The organism is Pseudomonas sp. SWRI81, from assembly GCF_014268545.1.
Lineage (GTDB): Bacteria > Pseudomonadota > Gammaproteobacteria > Pseudomonadales > Pseudomonadaceae > Aquipseudomonas > Aquipseudomonas hamedanensis.
In genome coordinates, this window is sequence record NZ_JABWQS010000001.1 from 293738 (window position 1) to 314707 (window position 20970).

Genomic DNA, 20970 nt, shown 5'->3' on the forward strand with positions numbered 1-20970 from the left:
ACAGTGGGCGTCCCGGCCCGTTATTGCTCTTATGGAAAAAGGCACTCAGGGACGTTGACGGACTATGGGCATCCACAGCAACACGCCAACGCTTGCGGTGAGCGACCCGCGCGGGCTGAGCATCGCGACAGTAAATTACTGGCGGGCTGAGGACACTCAAACCAGTGCAACCCGGATCGAGCGGACCTTGCGCGACGCTGGCGGGCGTGCGGTCAAACAATGGGATGCGCGCCTGTGGGCGCTGCAAGCGACTGATCCGCAGGCACCTGCCAGCCTCCGCGCCGTCCATGGCTTGAACGATAGGCTTCTGCGCTCGGACAGTACCGATGCGGGAACTCACGTCCAGTTGCATGGCTTGGCTGGCGAGATGCTGTTTGGCTGGGATGGCCGGGGCACGCTTCGCGAGATTGAATACGATGACTTGCTGCGACCGGTCGCTGTGTTCGAGGCAGGCATTGGCGTGCCGCGCCACTGTGCCGAGCGTTTTACTTATGGCCGCCCGGGCGCGGGCGACCCGCTGTGCAATCAGCTCGGTGAGTTGATTCGCCATGACGATCCGGCGGGCAGCGTCCTCTTCGCGCAGTTTGCAATCACCGGGCCGTGCAGCGAAAACACCCGTCACTTCAGCGCCGAGTTGGTTGCCCCGGATTGGCCTGAAGCCGTGGCTGATCGGCAGAAGCTGCTTGAACCCGGAGTAGGGGCAACCACACAGTGGCGCTTTGCGCCGCAGGGATCGCTGCTCGAACAGGTGGATGCCCGTGGTCATCGGCAGAGCTTCGCGCTGACCCTGGATGGGGGGCTGCGGGCGGTTGATCTGCAGCTCGAATCTCACGCCGAGGCGCATACGCTGGTCAGCGATATTCGCTACAACGCCGAAGGGCAGGTCACCCAGGAACGGGCGGGCAACGGTGTACTGACCGCGCTGAGTTACCGTCCCGAAGACGGCCGGTTGCTCACGCGTCATGCTCAGGACCGACTGGGCACCGTATTGCAACACTTGCTGTATGCCTATGACCGGATGGGCAATGTAACAAGCATTGAAGACCTGGCATTGCCGGTTCGCCACTTCGCCAACCAGCGCATCGAGCCGATCAGTCGTTTCCGCTACGACACGCTTTACCAGTTGCGCCAAGCCACGGGTTGGGAGGCCGGCGCGGGTGGTGGCGGGCCGACAGCCGTGGCCAATTACACGCAGAACTATCGTTATGATGCCGGCGGCAACCTGCTCACGCTGACCCATGTCGGCGCGCAAAGTCCCGGTCATGATATGCAGGCCGCGCGCTACAGCAATCGTTGCCTGCCATGGCGCAACGGCGAGCCGCCCGATGAGGCAGAGATCGGCGCAGCGTTCGACGCACTTGGCAATTTGCTGGTGCTGGATCAGGGACGCCAGTTGCAGTGGAATCTGCGCAATCAACTCCATTCAGTGGTGACCGTGCAACGTCAATCAGGCGCGGACGATTGCGAAAGCTATCGCTATGACGGCGCCGGTCAGCGGGTATGCAAAACGTGTTCGTCACAGACGGGTGCGCGCAGTCTTCTGGCGCAGGTGCGTTATCTGCCGTCGCTGGAGTTGCGCACAGACACTGGCACGGGTGAGAGCTTGCAAGTGATCACCGTTCAGACCGGACTCAACAGCGTCCGCGTCCTGCATTGGGCAAGTCCGCCTCCGGCGGGCGCCAATGATCTCTACCGATACAGTTTCAGCGATCATCTGGGTTCGCTCAGCCTTGAGCTGGACGCTGATGCACAGCTGATCAGCCGCGAGCACTTCTATCCATTTGGTGCGACTGCATGGGCCGACGAGCCTGATGTCAGCTACAAAACCGTGCGTTACTGCGGTAAGGAACGCGACGCCACCGGGCTTTATTACTACGGGTATCGCTATTACATGCCGTGGCGCCAGCGCTGGTTGAATCCCGATCCCAAAGGGTTTGTCGATGGGCCGAACCTTTACCAAATGGTCGGCAACTCGCCCATCCGCTACGTGGACAGTGATGGCGGCGGCAAGGCCGATACCTCAGCGCTGGCAGGCAGTGCACAGAAGCAAAGCGCTTTGCTCGAATCAATGACTTCGGCAGCCGCTGACGTCAGAAACGCGTTGCTCAACCATACCCAGGCGCGACACCGCTTTCGGGCGCTTGGCAGGCGAGTCGTTACGCAGTTGGCCAGCCACGCGGTGAGCGCGGGCGCTCAAACGTTAGGCGGGGCTATAGGCGGCGGATTGGGTGGCGCGCTCGGGCCGATGGGCGGTGCGCTGGGGACGAAGCTGGGTACGCAAGCCGGCGGCAAGTTGGCGGACGCTGCCATTGGTAAAGTCGTGGATACCTATCAGTTGAACCGCTCGATCAACTTCACAGGGCGGGAGATGAACCCCAAGGCTTTCGTCGAAAGCGTCGAACCCAAAAAACAGCAAAGTCTTGCCCAAGTGAAACTGCAACTGGTCGCACATGATCCTCGTACGCCAGAGGGACGATCAAGGCTGGTAAAAATCGCTCGCACCAAGGCTGAGGGCAAGCTGATGTCGGTCGTCGGCGACAAGCTTGGATCGCAGGCACCGGGGCTGGTTCAGACGGGGCGGGAGTTTGCCCTTGCAGCCAGAGGGCTGAATGCAGAGGCGTTGAGTCAAACGTGGGAAGACATTCCGGCAGACATCGATATGGCAACCTTCCGAACGCAGGCCATCGTGACCGAGCTGGCAACTGCCGGCAATTCAGACGCTCAGCTCTTCGAAGCAGTATCCGACCTGTCCATTCAAACCTCGAGCACCGTTCAGGCGCTGGAGCGCACGCAGGACTTCATTGGCCTGGTGGCGCCAAAACCCTACGCGGGGAGGCAGCAATCAATGGGCGGCTATGCCCGGCCAAAACCACGGCGGCAAAATACCCACAGCTGAAAAAGCTCCCGCTCAGTCGGCAACGGGCAGGCAAAGATTATTGACTATCAATGGATATGACCCGGTGTGAGTGACCGGATCTGCAAGGGGCGGGTTGCCCGAGGAGCTCTCAACAATGCCGCAAGCCATGCTCATTCATTGCCTTACGCCACAGGTAACAGCCTTCGACCCACGCCGCTTGACGATTCGTGCCGTGGATTATTGGCGTCAAGACAGCCGTCCCGCGCAGGCGCGGATCAATCGCGTGGCCCATGATTCGCTCGGTCGAATGACTGCGCAGCTGGACCCACGGTTCGCGCAGGCGGTGCAGGCCAATGTGGTCACGGTGAACTCGTTCTCCGCCAGGGTCACGGGCAGACTCTCGGTCGATGCCGGATGGCGTGTCGGCTTATGGGGCGAGAGTGGCCAGTTGCTGGAGGAGTGGGATGGCCGCGGCACCTGGCGCAAGCTTGAGTATGACGACCAGATGAGACCGGTTGCGATTACCGAAAATGGAGCAATCACTGAGCAGCTTGCCTATGGCGATGCAGCGTTGAGTGAACGCAACCAATGTGGACGCTTGATCCGCCACGATGACCCGGCGGGCACGCTACTGTTCAACGATTATGGACTGACCGGTGCGGTGTTGGAGCAGGAACGCCGTCTCACCGCAGGGGCGACTGCCGGTTTCGTCACCCGCATGCGCATGAGTCCGCTGGGCAATGTGCAGTCGCAAACCGATGCCCAGGCTAACGAGCAGCGATTCAGTCATTCGCTGGACGGCGAGTTGGCCGCCGTGGATTTACGTTTGGGTGGAACCACGCAGTGGTTGCCGATGGTCGGCGCCATTGCCCGCAACGCTGCCGGTCAGGTTGAGACACAGGTGGCGGGTAACGGCGTAGTGACCCTTCTTGAATACGACGCTGAAAACGGCCGGCTGCGACGGTTGCTGTCCCGGCTCGGCCAGCAGGCACCGGTGCAGGACCAGCGTTTCGAGTACGATGCGCTCGGCAATGTGCTGAGCATCGAAGAAGCGGCGCTGCCGATCCGTTATTTCGCCAATCAGCGTATCGAGCCGACTCGCCGTTTTGTCTACGACACGCTGTCCCAACTGATTAAGGCGACCGGGTTTGAGGCGCTGACGTCCACTCACGGCCCTCTGTCCGAGCGCTCGGACAGTCTGGCCAATTACTGCCAGACCTACCGCTATGACGAAGGTAACAATCTCCTTGAACTGACCCACGTCGGAGCGCAAAGCCCCGGCCACCGGCTGGTCGCCGATGTCCGCAGCAACCGCTGTTTGCCCGTACGCGAAGGCGTGGAACCGAGCGAAGAAGACTTTCAGAACGGTTTCGACGGCAATGGCAATCTGCTCAGTCTGCAACCGGGACAAGCACTGCACTGGAACCTGCGAAACCAGCTCAGCGAAGTGCGCACAGTCGTGCGCAATGACAGAGCGGAGCGAGCTGACGATAACGAATGCTATAGCTACGACGCCGCAGGCAAACGCGTGCGCAAGCTCCGTTCATTGCTGAGCAAATCGCAAACCAATTTCATCGAAACCCTTTATTTGCCAGGTCTGGAAATACGCACCCATAGCGGCACGGGTGAAAACCTGCAGGTGATTGACGTGCAGACCGGGCGCGGGAGTATACGAGTGTTGCACTGGGTGACGGAAAGGCCGGAGCAGCTTGTCAACAATCAACAACGCTTCAGCCTGACGGATCATCTGGGTTCAATCACGCTGGAGCTCGATCAGGACGCCAGCATCATCTCGCGGGAAGCCTATTACCCATTTGGCGGCACGGCGTGGGTGGACGGTGATGCCGTGCAAGTCAGTTATAAAACGGTGCGCTATTCGGGCAAGGAGCGGGATGCAACGGGGCTTTATTACTATGGGTTTCGCTATTACCTGCCTGAATGGCAGCGATGGCTGAATCCGGATCCTGCCGGAGCGGTGGATGGATTGAATTTTTTCGCAATGGTTACGAATAACCCGGCCAGCAAAGTGGATGCTGAAGGACTGGTCGGTGAAAGATGGCGACACGTCCGTGACGTACTGCTTCCCGAAACGCGACCCGCTGCCTTGGTCCATCCCATGTTGGGCATAAAGCGTCGGGCTGAGTTTGTCGCTGAGAATATCTCAGACCCGTCACGCACACGGCCGGCATCTCGCCAGTATCAAGGGGTGCATTATATGTCGCGAGAAGAACGTGCGGCCCACACCGTTTCGATAAAGGATAAGCGTATATATGCAACCTCGCCTTCAGGCGAAACAAGCCTTTTAACTTCTTCGGCCGAGTTCATCCATCGAGGAAAGGTTCTGACGGGAGAAACACCCAAAAAGACCAACGCGGATAATTGGAAATATTCGCAAATGAATTATGTACTGGGCTGGAGCGAAGAAGCACCGCATGACAAACAGCTTGTGATTTTCAAAAGGCAGGATAATAAAGTCCACCACAGCAGTGCTTTTGGTGGCGGCAGAGTTCTGGATGCAGGTCTGATGACACTTTATGAGGGACGCATAGCATTCATCGAAAATAAGAGCGGTCATTATAAGCCCCACATGGAGCAGAAAATTCACACGTTACAGTTTCTGCAACAAGCGGGCATGGACCTCTCGGATACATTCATATCGGACTTTGTGCCAATGATTCCGGCCGACCCCAAGGATCCGCATTCTTTTCCAACTCCGGATTTTGAAGGGGGGGATGTCTTTCGGGCAGATGACTTTTATAAAAAGAGAGGGGAAGGGAATATTTTCAAAGCCCCGGATTTCGACCCTGAGGATCCCAAGAGATTTACTACGCAAACACAGGTGTATTGGCCGATGCGCTAAGTAAAAAAAGCCCCCGCCCAACCCGCTGCGGATAGGGGACGCAACGGGCTGGACGAGGGCTTCTTGTTTCAGCGAGCGATTACTGCGCGATGGTTTTCACCGACACGCCGCGTTCGATCGGGGTGGAGCGGCCGTAGATATCTTCGAAGCGTTCGATATCGTCTTCGCCCAGGTAGCTGCCCGATTGCACTTCGATGATTTCCAGCGGGATCTTGCCTGGGTTGCGCAGGCGATGCACCGAGGCGATCGGGATGTAGGTCGACTGGTTTTCACAGAGCAGAAACACGTTGTCGTCGCAGGTCACTTCGGCGGTGCCGCTGACCACGATCCAGTGTTCGGCGCGGTGATGGTGCATCTGCAGCGACAGGCACGCGCCCGGTTTGACCGAGATGTGCTTGACCTGGAAACGCCCGCCCATGTCCACCGAATCGTAGGAACCCCACGGACGATAGACTTCGCAGTGGTTCTGGGTTTCGCTGCGGCCCTGGGCGTTGAGGGTGTTGACCATCTGCTTGACGCCCTGGACCTTGTCCTTGTGGGCAATCATCATCGCGTCCTTGGTTTCGACCACGACGATGTTTTCCAGGCCGATCACCGACACCAGTTTGCCGTTGCCGTGGATCATGCAGTTCTTGCTGTCCTGAATCACCACATCGCCTTTGCTGACGTTGCCGTTGGCGTCTTTCTCGTTGACTTCCCACAGCGACGACCAGCAACCGACATCGCTCCAGCCGGCAGTCAGCGGCACGACGCAGGCGCGCTGGGTTTTCTCCATCACCGAGTAGTCGATGGAATTGTCCGGGCAGCAGGCGAAGGTGGCTTCGTCGAAGGTGATGGTGTCGGCGTCCTGCTGGCTGCGCTCAAGGGTCAGCAGGCAAGTGTCGTAGATGTCCGGATCGTGCTTTTTCAGCTCTTCGAGGAAGCGGCTGGCGCGGAACAGGAACATGCCGCTGTTCCAGTAGTAGCCACCGGATTCGACGTATTCGGTGGCACGTTTGACGTCCGGCTTCTCCACGAAGTGCGCGACCCGGCTGACGCCTTCAGGCAGCAGCGAATCGGCAGTGGACTTGATGTAGCCATAGCCGGTTTCCGGTTTGGTTGCCGGCACGCCGAACAGCACCATTTCGCCGTTCTCGGCAGCGACGGTGGCCAGGGCGAGGGCGCGTTGCAGGGCTTTCTGGTCTTCCAGTACGTGGTCGGCCGGCAGCACCAGCATCAACTCGTCGCGACCTTCATTGACCAGCATCATCGCGGTCAGCGCCACGGCCGGCGCGGTGTTGCGCCCGAACGGCTCCATCAGGATGCGCTGGCATTCCAGATTGCGGTTGGCCAACTGCTCGTTGACGATAAAACGGTGATCCTTGTTGCAGACCACGATCGGGGTGTCCATGCCTTCGAACACCAGGCGCTCGAGGGTTTGCTGAAACAGCGTGTGTTCGCCGGTCAGGGCGAGAAATTGCTTGGGGAACTGCTTGCGCGAAAGAGGCCACAGACGCGAACCGCTACCACCTGACAAGATCACCGGAATCATAATGTTTACTCCATAAAATCAATTTGGTTAGAGCCCTGTGGGAGGGGGCTTGCCCCCGAAGGCGGTGTATCAGTCGACATGAATGTTGAATGTCGGACCGCTTTCGCGAGCAAGCCCGCTCCCACAAGGGTTACTGCGTCAGTTCGGGAAAAGGGTTAGCGCGTCGACACCGGGCGTTTCACCCAGACTGGCGACAGGTTGCTGCCGGTACCGGTGACGTACAGCACCGCTGCTTCACCGCGCTCCAAGGCGACCGGTTTCACGTCGCCGACTTTCTTGTCGCCCTCGTACAGCGCCAGGCTGACTTTCACCGGGTTGATTTCACGTTCGCCACGGCCCTTGGCGGCGACGTTCGGCACCACTTCGGTCTTGCCGTCGGCGGTTTTCAGGGTCAGTGGCTTGTCGCTGAGGTTCTGCACGCGCACCAGGGATTTCTGCTTGTTCTTGAAGGGCGGTTCTTCGATCAGTTGCGGCGCGCCGGAAGCGTTGTTGACCAGGGTGTAGTAGTGATCACCGGCGAGTTTCACCGGCAGGGTCTGGCTGCCGACCTTGGCGCTGTAATCGCCGCCCGGCATGAAGCTGAAGTCGCTGCTGGCCAATGGCGCAACATCGTTCAGGCTGGTGCTGCCGACGGTGGCGCTGACTTCAGCGTTGCTGGCGTTGTAGATACGCACGAAGGTCGAGCCTTTCGGTGCGGTCGGGCCGTACAGTGCGGCGTCGCCACCGGCGAAGGCAGGGACGGAAAGTACGCTGAGGCCAGCAACCAGTGCGAAGCTTTTAGCGAGACGACGAGGAGTAGTAGTGAAAGTCATGGTGTACCTCTCTTTCAGTTTTGCGCCCGATCGGGCGTCTCGGATTTAGTGTTGATGGCTACGTTTTGTTGGCGGGCGCCGGCTTGTTTAAGCTCTGCGACCCACTGCGGGTCGGCGTCGCCGATTTCGTTGTTCACAGGCAGATATCGTTCAGGAAACTCCCAGATCAGCACTTGCGGCGGGCTGTTCTTGAAGTCATCGCTTTTCAGGTAGCTGAGCATTGGCAAAATCGGGCCGTGGCCGTCTTCGGCGTAGTTGACGACGTCGCTGTGCAGCGCCTGTTTCAGCGCTCCGACGAAGTTCCAGTTGGGGTTGGCGCTGTAGCTGGTGCCGATCAGCGCCACCGGCACTTCGCTGTTGGCGAACAGGGCGTCGTCACCGGCAGGTTGCTCGGCGGCAACGGTGTTGCGTTTCAGCAGCGGCTCAGGCGCCGGCATCATGTTTTCGAACAGCGGATCGAGCGGCAGGAACAGACGCAGATCGCCCTTGTGCGTGACTTTCTCCGCCGGGGTGGTGACGAAGCGCTGCGGCTCTCCGCTCAGCGGGGATTGCTCGGCGATGGTTTTCGCCAGGGTGTTGGCCGCGATTTCGGCGCCTTCTGGAGTCCAGTGGGTGTCGGTGCGCAGGAACACTTGCTGGCCGTTCTGCTTGGCCTGTTGCAACGGGCCAAGCAGGTCAGGGGCGAGGATCTTGTCGGCAGCGACGCGGGCGTGGAAGTCCTGATAGAGGTTCTGGTGAATGCTCGAAGGCTTCACTTCATCCAGATGCTCCGGATACAGACGCACTTTGGCCGGCACGATCGCCATCACCAGTTTCACGCCTTTCTCTTTCAGGGTCTGGCGCACGCCTTCGACCAGCGCGTAGTTGCCTTGCAGGTTCAGCTCTTCATTGACGATCGGGTTGAATTCTTCATCGCTGTACAGCCACTGGTCGCGACCGAGCACGACACCCGGACGGCCTTCGTTGAACAGTTTGAAATCCAGCGCGGCCCAGAGGTTGGTGCCCAGACGCTTGATCGGGAATTCCTCGTCGTAATGGGTCTCCACAGCCTTGGTCCAGCGGCCGTTGAGCACCGTCGCGTCGGCGTTGGTGCTGAAGCCGAAGAAGCTGCGAATCGACCACAGACCCAGGACCAACAGCGTCACCAGGAACAGGGCGATGTAGAAGATGCGTAATGAGCGGGTCATGTCAGATCCCTCAGAACTGGAAGTAAAGGAACGGCGAGAAGCTTTGCGCCGAGAGTTTGAGAATCGAGGCGATGAACAGCAGCAGGATCAGCCCGCGCATCACGTAGCGCGACCAGTCAGCGGTCCAGTAGGCCGGTTGCACCTGGGCTTCGACGCCGACGGTGTAGCCAGGCTCGTGGATGGCCGCCGGGTTTTCGCCGGGGGCTGCCTTGATCATTCCTGGGGTCGCGGTGGCAGGACCATCGGCCTCGACGTTGACTTCGGGTTTGGTCTTGGCGGGCGGCTGATTGGTGTAGAGGTCACGCAGGCCAAAGAACGCCAGCGTCACGTAAGCCACCACCAGGGTTGCCACTTGCAGACCGGTGAGGCTGGCCTGATTGAGTTCCGACAGCGACCAGTCGCCGAAGCTGAACATTGCGCCGTACATGCGGCCGGCAACGTGCAGGTTCTCGGCGCGGAAGATCACCCAGCCCATCACCACCAGCAGGAACGTCAGCGCCCAGCGGATCGGGTTGAGGCTGCGCGGCGAGGTGTTCAGCCCCAGCGCTTTCTCGATTGCCAGCCACATGCCGTGCCAGGCGCCCCAGATGATGTAAGTGATGTTCGCGCCGTGCCACAGACCACCGAGCAGCATGGTCAGGAACAGGTTGCGATAGGTCATCAGCGTGCCTTTACGGTTACCGCCGAGGGTGATGTACAGGTAGTCACGCAGCCAGGTCGACAGGCTGATGTGCCAGCGGCGCCAGAACTCGGTGATCGACTGGCTGATGTACGGCTGCTTGAAGTTTTCCATGAAGCGGAAACCCATCATCAAGCCCAGGCCGATGGCCATGTCGCTGTAACCGGAGAAGTCGAAATACAACTGCGCGGTGTACGCCAGTGCGCCAAGCCAGGCATCACCCGTGGTCGGGTTCTGCAGGGCGAAGCAGTGGTCGGCGACCACGGCGAGGGTGTCGGCGATGAAAACTTTCTTGATGAAGCCCTGCATGAACCGCGTGCAGCCCTCGGAGAACTTGTCGAGGGTGTGCGTGCGGTTGTTGAACTGGTCGGCCAGATCGCGGAAACGCAGGACCGGACCGGCAATCAGGTGCGGGAAGATCGCCACGAATGCCGCGAAGTCGATCAGGTTACGCGTGGCCGGAGTATCGCCACGGTACACGTCGATGATGTAGCTGATCGATTCGAAGATGTAGAACGAAATACCGATCGGCAGCAGCACGTGGGTGAGGATAAACGGCTCAAGACCCACCGACGTCATCATCGCGTTGATGCTGTCGACACCGAAGTTGGCGTACTTGAAATAGCCGAGGATGCACAGGTCGACCGCCACGCCGAGCAACAGCCAGCGCTGCGCCGGTTTGGTCCTGACGCCGGCGGCACCGACTTTCAGGCCGATCCAGTAGTTCCACAGCGTGACGGCTGCGAACAGCGCGAGGAAGTCCACCCGCCACCAGGCGTAGAACACGTAGCTGGCGATCAGCAGCAGCAGATTGCGATAGCGTTGCCCGCTCAAGTAGTACAAGCCGAGAAAGATCGGCAAGAACAGAAACAGGAACACGTTGGATGAAAATACCATCCCGATCTCTCCATGTTTGAATCAACAGTCAAGGGCCAAAGCCCCCCCAAACCCCCCACGAAATCCCAGGGGGCGACATCACTTCACTGTGGGAGCGGGCTTGCTCGCGAATGCGGTCCTACATTCAAAACATATGTCGTCTGACACACCGCTTTCGCGAGCAAGCCCGCTCCCACAGGGGATTGCATCCGTCTTACGAGCCTTTGTTGCCCTTCTCATGCGACGGGTCGTAGACCTTGGTCAGGTCGCCGCCGAGGCGGAAGGTCTTGAACGGTTGCATGTCGCGCTTCTTCTCAATCACATCCGGTGCACAGGTGTAGAGGGTGCAGTACGGTTCGAGCCAGGCGAATTTCATGTCCTCTTTGAGATCGGTCATGTCCTGTTTCTTGCCGTTTTTCTCTTCGAACGCGTCCGGGTCTTTCACCCCAGACAACACCCGATCACCCAGACGCTTGAGCGCGCCGTTGTTTTCCTGACGCAAATCCACACCGTTGACCTGGGCGAAACTGGCGATCATCGCCAGCGGCGGCAGGGCGTAGTTGTGATAGGCGAGGGCGCGTTGCTGACGCTTGAGTTCGTTGGGCAGGTAGCCGTCGGCATCGACTTGATTGACGCCGACCTTGTATTCCTTCACGGCCCAGTCAAACAGGTCGCGGCGATTGGTTGCGACGGCAGTCGCCATCACCGACCAGGCGGCCCAGTACGAGTGGTTGTTGGTTTTTTCCAGCGGCAGGTTGTCCCAGTCGCTGACCACCTGATCGGCCATTTTGCTGAACCAGGCCTCGATCAGCTGCGCTTGCTGCTGATGCTCGGCCAGTGGATGCGAGTCGGAGAACTTCAGGTGAAGGTACGAGGACGCCATGCTGCCCAGCGCCCATTTGCGCATCGATTTGCCGGTATGGTTGAAGTCTTTCGACATCAACGCATCGGCCTTGGCCCACGCGGTCAGCCAGTCGAGCGTGCAGTCGAGCTGCTCCGGGCGACCGTCGCGCATGAATTGCATGACGCGCTTGGCGGTGCCGCGCTCCAGCGTAGTGATGTCCTTGGTGGTGTCGCGGAAGGCTTTTTCCGACTGCACGTTCAGCGTTGCGCGTGCCTTGTCGGAACCTTCGTACTTGCTGCGAAATTGCAGCGGACCGGTGTAGGGCGTCGGCATCGCGTCGCAGCCTTCGCTCTTGTCGCCGGTCTTGAATTTATCCACCGGTGCAAAGTAGCCCTGCGGTGGACGCAGTGGCGCGGCGGCCTGGGTGGCCCCGGCGAACATCGCCAGGGTCAGCAGGGATGGCGCAAGCAGGTGTTTGATCGTTCGATTTCGCATAGCAGACCTCATTGCCCGAGCTGCGCGGTCTGTTGACCGGCGCCCGGGAATACGTTGCGTTTGCAGATTTTCGCTTCGACTTTTTGTGGCGCGGCGCCGGGCTTGGCTTCAGGCCCCTGGACTTCAACGGCGAGCAGGTTTTGCGAGGCCCAGTCTTCGTCCGTGCGCAGCTCAAAGGCGAAACGACCGTCGGTGTCGGAGGTTTCCGGTTTCTCGATCTTGATGTCCTCGTGGCGACCGTTCATGTACCAGAGGGTGGCTTGCAGGGTTTTCACCGACGTGTCGGCGAAGCGGATGTCGACCTGATGGTTGCCGTTCTGCAGGTTGAGGTTTTTGCTGTTGACCATCAGTTCCTGTTTGCTGCCCGGCTTCAGCGTGGCGCTGCCGGACATTTGTGCATCTTTGCCTTCGCAGCCGTTATCGAGCAGCGCCATCATCTGGCGATAGATGGTTTCCTGGTCGAGGCGATACAGCGGCGAGAATTCCCAGATGAGAATCTTCGGCGGGGTTTTCTGGAATTCCTCGCTGCCCAGGTACTGCAACATCGAACCTTCGAAACCGCCACCGGGGAAGGCGACGTTGAGAATGTCGGCGCCGATGGCTTCTTCGAGGAAGCCGGCGAAGTTGTAGTTCTTGCCACTGTGCGAGGTGCCGACCAGGGTGATCTGCGGATTGCCGGAATCGCCGAACAGGTCGCCGTCGCCTGCCTCGCCTTTCGGCTCGGTGGTGAACTGGTCCATGTACTGGATCGCGTAGCTGGTGCCGCACAGTTGCCCGGCCATGTTGTGCAGGGTGCCGGTCTTGCCCATGCGTCCGGAGCGCTTGGTCTCGAATTCACGCTTGGGAACGTCGGCGAAGGCCGGGATCTGCTTGACCTTCTCGGCGACGATTTTCGCCGTGCGCTGGGCCCCGTATGGCGTCCAGTGCTGATCGCCGCGGAAGTAGAAATCGTGAGCGGGCAGGGTCTCCGGCAGCGATTCGTTGGTCAGCGGCGACAGGTCCGGCACCACGTAACCCATCTGGGCGAAACGGCCGAGCATGGTCTTGTAGTTGCTCAGCGCTTTGTCGTAATCGAACGCGGCTTTCTCCTGCGGGTTGAGCTTGTTGCGGTTCACCAGGCCTCGGGTCGGCTGGTAGACAATCACCAGCTCGACGCCTTTGCTCTTGAACGCATCGTGCAGTTGTTGCAGGCGCTTGTAGCCGGCCGGAGTGGTGTTGAACTCGGTGCGCAGGTCTTCCTGGGTACGGAACAGCCAGTCGCCTTGCGCCTGCACCAGAGTGGTGAAGTTCTGCTGATAACGCGTGGTGTAGTTCTTCGCGTCATGGGCCGCGGGGCACAGGTTGCAGCACGGCTCGGCGGTGAATTTCGGTGGCGCGGCAGTTGCACCGCCAGCGTCGGCGCGCGCATTGCCGGCGGCGAGAATGCCAAGGGTCAGGGCCGAGAGGCTGAGCAGTTTGATCATGTGTGGGTGCATAAAATTATCCTCAGTCCTGCATTTCGGTCTGGCGTTCGACAGGGTCGATCAGCACGGCTTTCTGCTGGCGCACCAGCAGGTCGAGAATTTCATCCTGGCGCTCGCCGAGGATGCCGTTGAAGCTGATGCCGCTGGATTTGGTCGGCGCCAGCATCGATACGCGATACAGCTCGACACTCAACGGCGAGTCGATCGACAGCGGGCCGCTGCCATTGGCCGCCAGCTCACCGCCGACGACGATCAGCGACACTTGGGCATCGAACGGGTCGAGCTTGATGTCACGGTCGGTATCGGTCAGGTCCTTGATGTGGCCGTAGACACCGGTCAGGCCGTTGGCCATGGCAATGTTTTCGTAGAGGCGGATGTTCACGCTGTTACGAATACGGATGCCGTGGCGCTGGTTGCTGATGACCTTGTTGCCCCACAGCAGGTTGTCGGCGGACTCGTAAAGGGTGATGCCGTCGGTGTGGTTCTTGTAGATCTCGTTGTAGGCAATGATGTTGTTGACGCTGTTACGGTCGATCACCAGGCCCGACAACTTGTTGTCGAAACTCTTGTTGTTGAAGATGAAGCTGTCGTTGACCTCACGGGAAATAATGATCCCGTGCTTCTTCTTCGTGCCGTAAACGGTGTTCTCGGCAATGATCAGGCGGTGCGAGCGGTCATGCGGGTCGATGCCGTAGACGATGTTGTCTTTGTAGGTGCTGCCCTTGACCACAAAGTCGCTGGTTTCGTAGCAGTAGAAGCCGTACCACATGTCCGAGAACTCGGAGCCGACGATCCAGCCGGTCGGCTCGGGACGCTTGAGGACTTTGGCCATGTTCGGCGTGTACTGGGAAATACTCACCCCGTACGACTTACTGTTGGCGTAGCCGAAGCTGGCCATCTTGCTGTTGACGATGTAGGTCTGCGTGCCGCCCCAGGCGAGCAGGAACGGGCGGAATTCCTTCGGCGAACGGAAGGTTGCCGGGCCGTTGTCCTTCTCGCGCCAGCCAGTGACTTTGGTGTCACGCACAAACAGCTGGCCGTCGTTGACCAGGAATGCACCGGCCTCTTGCGAGAGGCGCAGTTCCTGAGTCTGACCGTCGATGTCGAGGATGCCTTTCTCGCCGACCACGATCGGCAGTCGGGCCAGGTACACGCCCGGCGAGGTCTCGCTGAAATACTGCTTGGGCAGTTTTTTCGCCAGATCCTTGAGGTTCATGTAGCCGTCGTCGATGAAGATCGCCTGTGGGATGCCGTGCTGACGCACCACCCATTCGGCCATCTTGTTATCGCCGCCGATAAAGTCCTTCAGGGCGTTTTCCTGCATCATCCGGCGCACGCTGATCTTGCCCGCTTTGCTGCGCACGATCTTCGCGGCCGCGGCCTCGGCGGTGTAGCCCGACAGGTCGGGCAGTTTCGGCTTGGCCAGTTCCAGCGCTTCGGTCGGTGCACTGCTGACCGTGTAAGTCTTGGCCTGCTGCAGCTCTTTGGTCATGGTCGCGGGCTTGCCTGGTTGAGGCGCAGCGGCCTCAACGTTGGCGAAGGCGCCAGCGCTGGCCAGCAGCATCGCGCCGGCCAGCAGGCTGAGTGAGCCTGTCCGGGTGCTGATCATGTCGGGCACTCCCTTGGCGGCTCGCATCAGAAGCGCCAGATCACGTCGATGAACGCACGGTGCATGTACGAATCCACCTGGCTGCCATAGGCATCGCCCGGTTTGAACACACCGCCACGGAAGCGCACCAGCGCCGAAGGCTCGTCGATCGACTGGCTCAACGCCGCCGGCAACAGGCCTTGCTTGAAATACTTGGTGACCACCAGGTCCATCTCCTGACCCAGGTCCTTGTTGCCGTCTTCAAGCGGCAGCGAGGTGCTGGAGAGGATCGCGCCGGTGACGTCGTCGGTGTTGTTTTCCACGGCGTTGATGCCGTTGCTGCCCACCGGCTTGTTGCCGTCGACACGCCAGAACTTGTGGTAGATCAGGCTGGCGTCGTACTCGTCGTTGACCATCCACGAACCGAACAGGGTGGCGGTCTGCATGTTGTTCATTTCGCCACGGAACGCTTCGCCGAAACGGTGCACGCGCGAACGGGTGCCCGTGTAGTTGGAGCGGTTGCTCTCCAGACCGTTCTGTTCGTAATCGGCACTGGCGCGGGCATAGGCACCGCCGACTTGCCATTGCGGATCGAGGCGCAGACGCACACCGACATCGGCCGCCCAGCCGCTGATGTCATCACTGCGTTTGGCCTGTGCAGGGCGGCTGCCATCGGCGTTCAGCGCGTTGACCGTGTCGCGGTCGCCGCTCATGCCGGTGATGCTGCCCCAGTAATTGACGGTGTTGGTGTTGCGCCAGTTGTAGGCGTCGCTGTCGGCGGTCAGGCCGATCCAGCTGATGTCGCCGTTCTCGGTCTTGTCCAGCGAGTCGCGCGGGACGCCCGGCTCGGCGTAATCGAGTTTGCCGTCATCGTGAGTGTGATGACCGCGAATGCCGACCCATTGGCCCGGCGTCCACTGATAGGCCGCGTCGGCGTAGGCGTGCAGACGATCCTTGTCTTTGGGCGCCAGTTCTTTGAGGTCGGTGCGGTATTCGCTGAAGCGCTCGGCAACACCGGCGTTGGCACGCAGCAGGGTGGTATCGAAGGTCCAGTTCAGCGCTTCGATGTTGGTGTCGCGCCATTGGCCGTCGTCATTGCGCAGGCGCTGGCGACCGAACTTGAGGATCTCGCCGGGGTAGGGCGTGAAGCCGCTGTAGCCGACCCAGAACTCGCGCATCGCCAGGTAGTTTTTCTTGGTTTCGCGATCACCGCTGTCGGTGGCTTGCGCACCGTCGGATTGTTGCAGGGTGTCGGTCTCGATGATGTCGGTCGAGGTCACGGCCTGGCCCATGGCGTAGGCGCTCCACGCGCCGCTTTCGCCGTAGACCCACGGACGCAGGTCGAGGCCGACGCCATTGACGTCGCCGCCACGGGCGGTGCCGAGGTCGCGGTCGTCTTCGGACTGGCCGGTGAGTTTCACTTCCAGGCCGAAGTTCTTGCTTTCAGTCATCGCGGCGAGTGTCGGGCAAGACCAGATCAGCGCGAACGTGAGGCCAATGCCAGCCTTCACAAATGGATTCAACTTCATAATTTTTCCTCGCCGTCTTCTTCTTGCAGGGCGTGCAGTTGCAGCGTGTTCGGGTTCAGGGCGCCGCGGCTGGCTTGCTCTTGTTGCAGCAGGCGGCGGGCTTCGGGCAGGCGCTCGGGCGGCAATTGCGCCTCAAGCGTGGCCGCCAGTTCATCGGCTTGCGGGGTGTTTTGCGCCTTGGCCAATTGGCTGAACACGTAGGCGTTCAGCGGGTCGGGCTTGGTGCCCTTGCCTTGGGAAAACAGCTGGGCGATGGCGAAATCGGCGCTGTTCTGGCCGTTGCGCGCAGCCGTCAGCAGATGATCGAGGGCCTTCTGCGGATAGACCTTGCCCAGGTAACCACGGCGGTAAATCTGGCCGAGGTAATAGTCGGCAGCGACCTCACGGCCAACGGCTTTCTGGAAATGTTCCTCGGCGACTTTGGCGTCTGCCGGGACCACTTTGCCTTCGTAGTAAACCTTGCCCAGCAACAGCTCGGCGCGCGGTTGATCGGCGGCACGGCCGTTGTCCAGGTACTTCATCATCTGGTCGACATCGCCCAGTTCGGGGAAGTCGTAGAGCAGTTGCGCAAGGGTGACCCACGACGCCGGGTAGCCCGGAGCGATCGGTTCGAGCAGCGACTGTGCGGTTTTCTCGTCGGTCTTGCCCAGGGTCGAGTCAGCCAGCACGCGGGCCACGGAATCGACCCGTTGCGCAGTGACGGTGCCACGGCTGTAACCGGCCTGCATCTGCTTGATCAGCTCGGCCTGTTGCTCGGGTTGGCCGCGTTTTTGATAGACCGTGGCCAGTTCGACATAGCAGATGTCGGTGGTGGCGAGCGCGGCCTTGCAGATTTTTTCCACGTCATCCAGATGCTGATCGTAAGTGCCCTGGGTGCGATACAGCAGCACTTGGGCCAGACCGGCTTCCGGGTAACCGGCCTTGCGCCATTGATCGATTTGCTGCTGGGCGTTGACGTTGGGGAAGCTGTGCGGGTACTGCAAATAGAGCATCGCCAGCGGGATCAACGTATTGCCTTCGCCGTTGGCGGCAGCTTTTTTCAGCAGGGTTTCGGCTTCGTGGTGCTCGGCTTCGGTGGCGCCCGGTTTGGCCACGAGCAAGCGACCGAGACGGGCCTGGGCGCGCGGCGAAACACTGGCGGCGGCGCGGTAAGTCGCTTCGGCCTGTTTCATCTGCGCCGGGTCGCGGCTGTCGACCTGGATATCGGCGAGGCCCACTTGCGCTTCGCTGTAGCCCAGCTCGGCGAGTTGCTGGTAGTTCTGCGCCGCAGTGGCGGTGTCGCCACGCTTGAGCGCTTCGTTGGCCAGACGCTGGTCGGGCAGACCGGCGCAACCGGCCAGAGACACTGCCAGCGCCAAGGCACACACCGTCCCAATGTAGGAGTGAGCCTGCTCGCGATGCAAGCGACTCGGTACATCAGACACACCACGGCGATCCTTTCGCGAGCAGGCTCGCTCCCACAGGGTCGGCGGTGTGTTCAAGTTATGAGTAGTCACAGGCATGTCCTCGACTTAAAGACCGGCAGCCATGGCTTTGTCGATCAGCCAGTTCAGGTTCGGGCCACGGTCGCTGTTCACTTCCACCGGGCGGCCGGCGAAGCTGCTGTCCAGCGGCTCGTCAGGCTGAATCTGCACACGAATGTCGGAAGACAGGTCGGCGCTCTTCAGGCTGGTGCTGCTGACGATCTTGCCGGTGCGGGTCTTGTCTTCGCCGGCGATCTGGAAGCTCACCGGGGTGCCCGGACGCACGTCGCCGAACTGGCGATAGGAGAAGCGCGCATCGACGGTGGCCTGGGTGTTGCGCGGCACCAGCTGGAAGATCACGTCGCCCTTGCTCGCGTACTGACCGTCAGCCACCAGTTGCTGGGCCACGGTGCAGTCGCACGGCGAAGTCAGGGTGCCGGTCATTTGTTTGCCGAACAGTTCTTCAACCTTGGCCGGGGCCAGTTGATCTTCCGCCAGATGACCCTTGAGGACGTCGAGCATGCTGGTGCTGAAGGTTGCCAGGGGGGCGCCTTTGGCGGCGACGCCGTCCGACTTGATCAGGCTCTGCACGGTGCCGTCGCGGGGCATGGTGATGTTCATGCCCGGCACGCTGACCAGACCAGCCTGGGCGTGGCTGACGAAGTACATGCCGTACACCGACTTGAAAATGAAACCGGCCGCCACCAGACCGACGGCGAAAATGCCGGCGCTGAAGGTCACCGCTTTCAGGCGTCCGAACGCGGTCATGCCATTGCCGCTGTCCTTGTTCTTGCGCGCCTTGGTGAAGTTGTCGCGCTGCAGGGTCGCCAGTACTTCGCCGATGCTGACGATGTCGCCGGCCAGGTGCGACGTGATCAGGTGGCGCAGGGTGGAAATGTCCTGCGGCTCCAGGTTCTGGAACTGGCAACCGGTGCGGCCGGTCTGGCGATCGAAGGAGCGCACTTGCAGCTCGACGTCCATGGCGATGCCGAGGTTGTCGATGACAAATTGCAGGCGCGCCTTGTACACCTGGCCGACCGTCAACTGCAGCTGTCCGGCGTTGAACGCCAGACCACCGGCAGACAGGTCGATGACCCGAGCTTCGACCGGCGTGCGGTCAGGGCCGAAAAAGCGCAGCTTGGCCGGGATTTTGACCCGGGCGTGTTGGCGCTGGGCTTCGGATTCATGCACTACGTTGACGTTGACGGCGGTATTCATAGGGGCGATTTCCTTGTTAATTCAATAGGGGCGGTTCAGACCATCATCAGCAACACGGCGACAAAAATGCTGCCGGCGGAGAAGGTCATGGTCCGAGACGACCAAGTGTTGAACCAACGTTGAAAGCTGGCGAGATCACGGGTCAGGGCGGTCGGTTGGCGAGTCCAGGACTGTTGGTCGAGACGGAAGAACACGTAGATCTTCACCAGCGCGCCAACGATCTGGTTGTAATACAGAATCGCCGGATAAGCCGGGCCGATGCGGTGACCGGAACACGACAACAGCAGCGTCAGAATCAGCCGCGTGATGCCGATCCACAGCAGATACACCAGGATGAACGCGGTGCCGTACTTGAAGCTGGCGATGATTGCCACGGTCAGGCCGAGCAGCGAGGTCCACATCGACACGCGCTGGTCAAACAGCACCACCGAGGTGAACGCACCGAGACGGCGGATACCCAGGCCCAGCGCGCGCGAATTCTGGCGCAGGTTGTTGCCGTACCAGCGGAACATCAGCTTGCGACTGGCCTTGATGAAGCTCTTTTCCGGCGGGTGTTCAACAGTGTTAATTGCCGCGTCCGGGACGTAGAAAGTGTCGTAGCCCAGGCGCATCAGGCTGAACCAGCTCGACTTGTCGTCGCCGGTGAGGAACTTGAAGCGGCCCAGACGCCAGTGCTGCAGCGAGTCGCTTTCGACGTCGGCGATGAATTCCGGGTTGGTCACTACGGACGCTTTGAACACCGACATACGACCGGTCATGGTCAGCACGCGCTTGGACAGGGCCATCGAGCACATGTTGATGTGGCGCTGGGCGAAACGCAGCTTGTGCCATTCGCTCATGATGTAGCCGCCGCGCACTTCGCAGAATTCGTTGGTGGTCAGGCCACCGACGTTGCCGAACAGCTGGAACCACGGCACGGTCTTGCGCACGACGCCTTCGCCGAGCACGGTGTCGCCGTCGATCACGGCCACCACGGCACGGTCGTCCGGCAGGTGGCGGGAGATGGCGCGGAAACCGAAGGCCAGACCATCGCGCTTGCCGGTGCCGGGAATGCGCACGAAGTCGAGCTTGACCCGCTCCGGCGGATTCATCCGCGCCCACAGCGCCTTGACCAGCAACTCGTCGGACATTTCCACGATCGAGCAGACAATGGTGGTCGGCAGTTCGCAGTCGATGGCTTCGCGGATCACCGAGCTGTAGACCTGCGCTGTGGTCAGCGCGTCGATACGAAAGCTGGTGACCATCAGAAACACATGCGACGGGTCGGCCGCTTTACCCAGCTTGCGCACTTTGCGGCGCAGGTGCGGGTAAACGATGTAAAGAAAAATCATGCCGCGCACAAAGTGCGTTGCACCCATCGAGTAGCGCCAGATACCCACGGCGCCAATCAGGAAAATGAAGTCCTTCGACTCGGCGTCGAATGTGGACGTGGGCAGCATCAAGGCCAGGCCCATCAGCAGACTGAGATAAAAAAGCCAGCCGGCTGATTGCAGAAAAAAATGTTTGAGCTTGGTCATAACCGTCATCCGAAGGTGAGAAGGCTTCAAGCCGCAAGCTGCAAGCTGCAA

General features: G+C 60.3%; 13 protein-coding genes. 2 read left to right on the top strand and 11 right to left on the bottom strand.

Annotated features, from left to right (window positions below; all coding sequences use genetic code 11):
* Positions 1-64: 64 nt before the first annotated feature.
* Together HU765_RS01285 and HU765_RS01290 are read left to right on the top strand one after the other, a co-directional pair.
* Positions 65-2896, top strand: a complete 2832-nt coding sequence (locus HU765_RS01285; RefSeq protein ID WP_186618749.1) for an RHS repeat protein — start codon at positions 65-67, stop codon at positions 2894-2896.
* A gap of 115 nt (positions 2897-3011) precedes the next feature.
* On the top strand, positions 3012-5717 hold the full coding sequence (locus HU765_RS01290) for an RHS repeat-associated core domain-containing protein (protein ID WP_186618750.1): 2706 nt from the start codon (positions 3012-3014) through the stop codon (positions 5715-5717).
* A 79-nt stretch (positions 5718-5796) separates the two neighbouring features.
* On the opposite strand, the gene HU765_RS01295 is transcribed toward HU765_RS01290, so the two are convergent.
* The 11 genes from HU765_RS01295 to alg8 form a co-directional block, all read right to left on the bottom strand.
* The gene (locus HU765_RS01295) at positions 5797-7248 is read right to left on the bottom strand and encodes a mannose-1-phosphate guanylyltransferase/mannose-6-phosphate isomerase (protein ID WP_186551323.1); all 1452 of its coding nucleotides are present in this window, start codon (positions 7246-7248) and stop codon (positions 5797-5799) included.
* Between the two features lie 155 nt (positions 7249-7403).
* Entirely contained in the window at positions 7404-8060 is a 657-nt protein-coding gene (locus tag HU765_RS01300) for an alginate O-acetyltransferase AlgF (protein WP_186551322.1), read from the bottom strand.
* 14 nt (positions 8061-8074) lie between these two features.
* Positions 8075-9247, bottom strand: coding sequence for an alginate O-acetyltransferase (locus tag HU765_RS01305; protein ID WP_186618751.1), 1173 nt, complete (start codon positions 9245-9247; stop codon positions 8075-8077).
* Between the two features lie 10 nt (positions 9248-9257).
* On the bottom strand, positions 9258-10823 hold the full coding sequence (locus HU765_RS01310; protein ID WP_186551320.1) for an MBOAT family protein: 1566 nt from the start codon (positions 10821-10823) through the stop codon (positions 9258-9260).
* Positions 10824-11016: 193 nt separating this feature from the next.
* Entirely contained in the window at positions 11017-12141 is a 1125-nt protein-coding gene (locus HU765_RS01315) for a mannuronate-specific alginate lyase (protein ID WP_186618752.1), read from the bottom strand.
* Between the two features lie 8 nt (positions 12142-12149).
* A complete protein-coding gene (locus tag HU765_RS01320) occupies positions 12150-13616 on the bottom strand; it encodes an alginate O-acetyltransferase (protein ID WP_186618753.1) in 1467 nt (488 codons plus the stop codon).
* Positions 13617-13626: 10 nt separating this feature from the next.
* A complete protein-coding gene (gene algG / locus HU765_RS01325; protein ID WP_186551317.1) occupies positions 13627-15213 on the bottom strand; it encodes a mannuronan 5-epimerase AlgG in 1587 nt (528 codons plus the stop codon).
* A gap of 26 nt (positions 15214-15239) precedes the next feature.
* The gene (locus HU765_RS01330) at positions 15240-16721 is read right to left on the bottom strand and encodes an alginate export family protein (RefSeq protein ID WP_186618754.1); all 1482 of its coding nucleotides are present in this window, start codon (positions 16719-16721) and stop codon (positions 15240-15242) included.
* Positions 16718-18223 carry an alginate biosynthesis TPR repeat lipoprotein AlgK gene (gene algK / locus HU765_RS01335; protein WP_186618755.1) on the bottom strand — a complete coding sequence of 502 codons (1506 nt, stop codon included), beginning with the start codon at positions 18221-18223 and terminating at the stop codon, positions 16718-16720. The genes HU765_RS01330 and algK overlap by 4 nt, the downstream gene beginning before the upstream one ends.
* A 9-nt stretch (positions 18224-18232) precedes the next feature.
* The gene (locus HU765_RS01340) at positions 18233-19402 is read right to left on the bottom strand and encodes an alginate biosynthesis protein Alg44 (protein WP_186618756.1); all 1170 of its coding nucleotides are present in this window, start codon (positions 19400-19402) and stop codon (positions 18233-18235) included.
* A gap of 35 nt (positions 19403-19437) precedes the next feature.
* Positions 19438-20919: a mannuronan synthase gene (gene alg8, locus HU765_RS01345; RefSeq protein ID WP_186551313.1), complete on the bottom strand. Its 1482-nt coding sequence runs from the start codon at positions 20917-20919 to the stop codon at positions 19438-19440.
* Positions 20920-20970: the final 51 nt, after the last annotated feature.